The following is a 6023-nucleotide window of genomic DNA, read 5'->3' on the forward strand; positions in this document are numbered from 1 at the left end:
TAAAACGGGTGCTCTTTACGTTGTTGCCACTCCCATCGGAAACATGGAGGATATTACCCTAAGGGCTCTTAATGTCCTTGGCCGGGTCGATCTTATCGCAGCAGAAGATACCCGGCATACCGGCAAATTACTGGCCCGTCACAAAATTAAAGGTCATCTTGTCGCCTATCACGAACACAATGAAGCCGAGCGTACGCCGGATCTTCTTAATCGACTTAAAGCGGGATCTGCGGTGGCGCTGGTATCCGATGCCGGAACGCCGTCCGTATCCGATCCCGGTTACCGGCTGGTAAATGCCGCCATTGCAAGCGGTATAAACGTAATTCCCATACCGGGTGTTTCGGCGGCCGTAAGCGCACTCAGCGTTGCCGGACTGCCGACCGACTCCTTTGTTTTTATCGGGTTTGCGGCCAGGAAAAAGGCCAAACGTCTTAAACAGTTAGCACAGCTTGCCCATGTGCCCCGCACCGTCATCTTTTATGAATCTCCCCGTCGTATTATGACCTTTCTGCAGGAAATAATTTCGACTATGGGTGACCGTTATGGTGTTCTGTGCCGCGAGATGACTAAGCTGCACGAAGAATTTATCAGGGGAAATATGTCTGAAATACACCGTCGCCTGAAGGAGCGCGCAACTGTAAAAGGCGAATGTACCTTAATCGTTACAGGGCGGCAAGAAACCCCGGATGTTTCTCTGGAAACGATTCGAAGCGAAATTATCAAAACGATTGAAACCACGGAAGGCAGCCTGTCCGATCTGGCAAAAACAATCGCAGTAAAATACGGTGTTTCCAAAAACAAAGTATACGCAGAGGCGCTGAAGATAAAAACCAAGAAATAGGGGGCAGGGACTAAGTGCACCAATTCGTAAATTCGGTGACATCTAATCAGTACTAATATAACTGCGTATTTTAATCTCTCACAGAGCCCACTGAGGGCACAGAGCTTTAATCTGGATTGCTGACCCCGGTTAAACAACTCAAAGTTTAACGGGGCAGGCAGGGCGAGATAAACCAACTATAGTTGCAAATAGAATACATAACAATATTTACGAAACTGTGCATCAAGGCATAGAGTTACAATGAGTCTGATCCGAAATCCGAAATCCGAAATCCGAAATCGAATAATCTATCCGGTCATACTCGCAGTGCCGGAAAAGGACCGGCAGTTGAGCGGCAGGGAGAAGGTAGCTGGTTTAAGCCGCCATGCCAGGCGGGCGCTTGAAATATCAGCCCAAAAAAGCGGCATTGCTTTAATTGATCTACAAAAGGATGAAAAGGGTGCGCCATTACCTGTTAATGGAAATTACTGGTCGCTGACGCATAAGCCCCAATATGTCGGTGGTGTTGTGGCTGCCGGCAGAATCGGGATCGATATCGAGAAAATCCGTTCCTGTTCAGAAGCGCTATTCAAAAAAACGGCCGATGACAGCGAATGGAGCCTGGCCGATACGGATCGATTCACCCTTTTTTTTCGTTACTGGACGTCAAAGGAATGTGTGCTGAAAGCTGCCGGTATCGGCATTCGGGACCTTTCGAAATGCCGCATTGTAAAGGTTGTCGAAGATAACAATCTGGTCGTAAACTATGATGGGAAGTTGTGGCAGGTCGAACACACGTTTTTCGACGGCCATATTGCCTCCATTGTCAAAAACGGATGTGAAATTCAGTGGACAATTATGATGAATTCGTAAAAAGTCGAATTCATCCGTTTTAGGTTTTAAGTTTTAGGTTATGATCGTATCCGCCAATCAGCCGTATTTTGCTCCTTTTCCTGGTTTTTTTTACAAAGCTCACCTTTCCGACGTTCTGGTCCTTTTGGACGAGGTTCAATTCCCCCGGGGGACTACCTGGATAACCAGAAATCGCTTCAAAAACGACCAGGGCACTCTATGGATGACGATACCGGTCAAAAAGAAAGGGTTGGGACTTCAAAACATTAATGCGGTCAGGATTTATCATGAAGGCCATTGGGCGCGCAAACATCTGGCCAGCTTTAAAAATGCTTACGCGAACGCCCCCTATTTTGCGGACCATATAAATTTTCTTGAAAAATTGTTTTCAAAAAAATTTGAAAAACTTATCGACTTAAACTTAGAGATTATCCGCTACCTGATAAGGCATTTAAAGATAGACACCAAGGTTGTCTTGTTGTCGGAGTTGGGGATTCAGGCCCGCGGGGATCAACTGCTTATCGACATATGCCGCGCTCAGGGAGCATCCCGTTATCTGGCCCAGAGCCCGGCCCAAAAATATCTTAATCCGGATCTATTCCGGGACGCGAAAATCAAGCTTGCAGACTTTAAACCCCCGGCCATAATCTATCCTCAACTCTGGGGGAGTTTTATCCCTAATCTTTCGGCACTAGACCTGGTTTTCAACTGCGGACCAAAGGCTCATGAGATCATTACTGCCGGCGGAGGAATTGCATGAAGATAACATTTTATGGCGCTGTACGGGAAGTTACCGGCTCAATGCATCTGATATCAACAGGGACAGATAGAATCCTGCTGGATTGCGGCATGTTTCAGGGTCGTCGCCAGGAGGCAGCTGAAAAGAACAGGTTGCTGCCTTTTGACCCGCAAACGATTACCAACATTGCGCTGTCCACGGAGAAGAAGACCAGTCGCTCGCATTTGCAAACTTTTTGGAAAACGAGGGTTTTTCGGCATTTGTACCGCAACCCGGCGAAACGATTCATCTAACTTAAACTTCAATTATTTTAGAGTTTATTTACAAATCTATTTCTGAAAGCAGTTCTTTTTCTCTTTGCAAAATCCTTTCTTCCAGAGCATTTACGTCTTTTGAAATCGAATCCACAAAGGAAGGGTCCTTGATGGAATTTAAATTGGTTTTGACATTGTATAATGCGGCCAGAACGGCCGTGCGCGCCATCATAACGCCTACGGCAGCATCGGTAATTGCATTTTTGTTTCCCTTTTTCGCTACTTTTCCAGACAACTCAAGCAAGTCGGCGGCATCACCGGCCACTTTTAGAGGCACTAAGGCCGCCTGCTTTAGCGCCTCCTGAATCGCTGTTGTTCTTTTTAGCTTTTCTTCGTCGGTTGCTTTTGCCATTCCATAAGCAGCCACAACTGCCTTGTAGGAATCTGCATCTTTATCGATATCCTGTACCAATTTGTCACGATAGTTGCGGGTTTTTTTTGCAATCGCTTTCATTTCCCGGTCCACATCTTCAAAGCCCTTTTTGCCTATCGTCAGGTTTGCCACCATTTCCGCAAGGCTCGCCGCCAGCGCGGCAGCTAAAGCAGCCACGCTGCCGCCGCCGGGAACCGGAGAACTTGACGCGGTCTTTTCTAGGAACTCAGTTATGCTTAAATTTTTTAACATTTTTCGGGTTCCTTATCGAATACGAGTTTTCCTTGCTTTACTACTTTCTCCACGGTGCTGACCCCGATATGATAGGGAATGTAATGATACGTAGGAAATTCCAGGATGATAACATCTCCGCTTTTACCGACATCGATACTCCCGATGGTGTCTGCCCGATCGATTGCCGCAGCCCCATTTAGGGTTAACGCTGTAATAGCTTCCTCAACTGTCAGGTTCATATAAAGTGTTGCCAGCGCAAAAACCAGGGGTATCGATTCTGTAAAACAACTTCCCGGATTGAAATCGGTTGCCAGGGCCACCGCACAATTATGGTCAATCATGTATCGGCCTCTCGCATACGGTTCTTTCAGACTGAACGCCGTGCCCGGAAGCAGTGTGGCCACAACGCCGGCTTTGGCCATGTTTGCGATACCTTTATCAGAGGTCTGGAGCAGGTGGTCGGCAGAAACAGCACCCAGCTCCGCTGCCAGTTCAGCACCGCCGAGTGACACTATTTCATCGGCATGAATTTTTAGTTTTAATCCCAGTGCCTTGGCCGCTTGCAGCAGGCGCCTGGACTGCTTAACTGAAAACACATTTTGCTCGCAAAAAATATCACAGAATTCTGCCAGATTTCTGGCCGCAACATCCGGCATGACCTCTGAAATCAGATAGTCGATGAACGCATCTTCTCTTCCCTGATACCCCGCGGGGACGGCATGGGCACCCAGAAATGTCGGGACGATATCCACGGAATGGACGTTGTCTAAAGCGGCCATCACCTTCAACTGCTTAATTTCCGTATCTCGATCCAAACCATAACCGCTTTTGCCTTCTACGGTTGTCACGCCGAAGGACAGCATGGAATCCAACCGCTTTTTACCACTTTCAATCAACTCTTCCTTTGAGGTTGCTCTGGTAGCTTTGACGGTATTTAAAATTCCCCCGCCTCGTTGCATTATTTCCATGTAACTTGCGCCGCTTAGCCTCCAGGAAAATTCTTCCGCCCGGTAACCCCCGAACACAAAATGCGTATGGGAATCAACAAATCCAGGCAAGACCGCTTTTCCCCGGGCATCCAAAACATCAAATTCTGAAATAGCATGCCCGGACGCTTCCACTTGAGGCCATATGTCTGCCGTTTTCCCCACTGCTGTTATTACGCCGTTTTGGATCACAACGGCACCGTCGTCGATAATATCCAGCTCCGACATGGCTTTGCCCTTTTTGGCCTCAAAGCCGCTGCAAGTGACCAGTTGGTGAGCATTTTTAATTATGATGTTCCCTGGCATGATGTTCCTTATAAATCATATTTTTTCATACAATATACTGAACCTCAAGAAATGACAGATACTGGGTGCTGGATACTGGATACTGGGTGCTGGATACTGGATACTGGATACTGGATGCTGGATATCGGAATAGCTTTCAGCCGTCGTAGCCGTGAGCTGCTAAAGCGAAGTCGGCTCGCTCTACCTTTTTTATAAGATGATAGAATTCAATATTTTTACCAGCATCCAGAAACAAGTATCCAGTATCAAGAAGCCTTTCCGACCACAACACTTCCATACAACATTAAAAACCAGAACCACGCAACCCGTAGCCCGCAACTCGCAACCCGCCTATTACTCCATAATCCGGGCCTCCAGTACCTGCTCCATGGAAAAGTCTTCCAGCCCCAAGTAGTATGCGGCCGAATCAATGAGCGCCTCCATGGGAACTAGTCCGACAATTTCGCTGCCGACGACATTGACACCATGCCGTCCGGCTTCGATTCTGATAAGTTCCATTGCCCTGTAAAGTGCGGTTTTAGTAAAATCGGTCATGTTCATTGAAACCTGTACAAGGCCCCTGTCTTTTAGTTCGATGCCGATGCCTTTGCAATATCGCAGCCCTCCGCCGGTGTGTCGCACACGTTTTGCGATTTGATCGGCAATATTCAGGTTGTCTGTATCCAAATTTACATTAAACGCCACCAGCGGCATTCTGGCACCAATAGCCGTAACCCCTGCGGTTGGATGAATTTCAGCATCCCCAAAATCCGGTTTCCAGGCGGGACGTCGGATTTTTTCAGCCATTTTTTCAAACTCACCTTTTCTGATATTCGCCAGATTGTACCTTTCCGGATGTATGGCCGCTTCTGCATATAAAAAAACCGGCAGCGCATATTTTCCAGCAACTTTTTTTGCTACCTGTTTGGAAACATCCACGGCGTCGGCCATACTCAGATTCCTAATCGGGATAAACGGAATCACATCGACGGCACCCATCCTGGGGTGTTGCCCCTGGTGAGTTCTCATATCAATTAGCCGGACGGCAGTGCCTACAGCTTCGATAACGGTCTTTTTCAGAGCCTCAGGCTCTCCGACGACGGTGACGACCATCCGATTATGATCTTTGTCAGTTTGATAGTCCAATAATTTAACCCCGTCTTTTCCGCGAAACGAGTCCACTATTTTTTCAACGGTGTCTAAATTGCGCCCCTCACTAAAATTCGGTACACACTCTAAAATTTTTTCCATGCCGGACATTATTTGCTCCCTTATCTACAACCTAGGTTGAGCGGTTCAACGTTCAAGCCCGCCCTGGCCTCCGGCTCGTAGAGACATGAGCCTACGCCTCGGAGAGCGCGACGGCCGTTATCAAGGAGATCAACCCTCTGCTATTAAAATATACGCATTGGATTCAACT

At 47.6% G+C, this 6023-nt stretch carries 7 protein-coding genes; 4 read left to right on the forward strand and 3 right to left on the reverse strand.

What is annotated here, in order from left to right:
* The 4 genes from rsmI to V3S16_RS00230 form a co-directional block, all read left to right on the forward strand.
* Positions 1 to 841, forward strand: an 841-nt coding sequence (rsmI, locus tag V3S16_RS00215; RefSeq protein WP_413882656.1) for a 16S rRNA (cytidine(1402)-2'-O)-methyltransferase, incomplete at its 5' end; no start/stop codon positions are given.
* Positions 842 to 1081: 240 nt separating this feature from the next.
* Positions 1082 to 1693: a 4'-phosphopantetheinyl transferase family protein gene (locus V3S16_RS00220; protein ID WP_413882657.1), complete on the forward strand. Its 612-nt coding sequence runs from the start codon at positions 1082 to 1084 to the stop codon at positions 1691 to 1693.
* Between the two features lie 40 nt (positions 1694 to 1733).
* Positions 1734 to 2432 (forward strand): WbqC family protein, encoded by a 699-nt coding sequence (locus V3S16_RS00225; protein WP_413882658.1) that lies wholly within the window; start codon positions 1734 to 1736, stop codon positions 2430 to 2432.
* Positions 2429 to 2704 (forward strand): hypothetical protein, encoded by a 276-nt coding sequence (locus tag V3S16_RS00230; protein WP_413882659.1) that lies wholly within the window; start codon positions 2429 to 2431, stop codon positions 2702 to 2704. Before V3S16_RS00225 ends, V3S16_RS00230 begins: the two co-directional genes overlap by 4 nt.
* Before the next feature lie 28 nt (positions 2705 to 2732).
* Here the strand turns inward: V3S16_RS00230 and V3S16_RS00235 are convergent, their stop codons facing one another.
* From V3S16_RS00235 to ftcD, 3 genes are all read right to left on the reverse strand, one after another.
* Positions 2733 to 3350 carry a cyclodeaminase/cyclohydrolase family protein gene (locus tag V3S16_RS00235; protein ID WP_413882660.1) on the reverse strand — a complete coding sequence of 206 codons (618 nt, stop codon included), beginning with the start codon at positions 3348 to 3350 and terminating at the stop codon, positions 2733 to 2735.
* Complete coding sequence (hutI, locus tag V3S16_RS00240) at positions 3344 to 4624, reverse strand: imidazolonepropionase (RefSeq protein WP_413882661.1); 1281 nt, start codon at positions 4622 to 4624, stop codon at positions 3344 to 3346. The genes V3S16_RS00235 and hutI overlap by 7 nt, the downstream gene beginning before the upstream one ends.
* Positions 4625 to 4957: 333 nt before the next feature.
* The gene (ftcD, locus tag V3S16_RS00245) at positions 4958 to 5854 is read right to left on the reverse strand and encodes a glutamate formimidoyltransferase (RefSeq protein WP_413882662.1); all 897 of its coding nucleotides are present in this window, start codon (positions 5852 to 5854) and stop codon (positions 4958 to 4960) included.
* Positions 5855 to 6023: the final 169 nt, after the last annotated feature.

Source organism: Candidatus Desulfatibia sp. (assembly GCF_036446775.1).
Classification (GTDB): domain Bacteria; phylum Desulfobacterota; class Desulfobacteria; order Desulfobacterales; family UBA11574; genus Desulfatibia_A.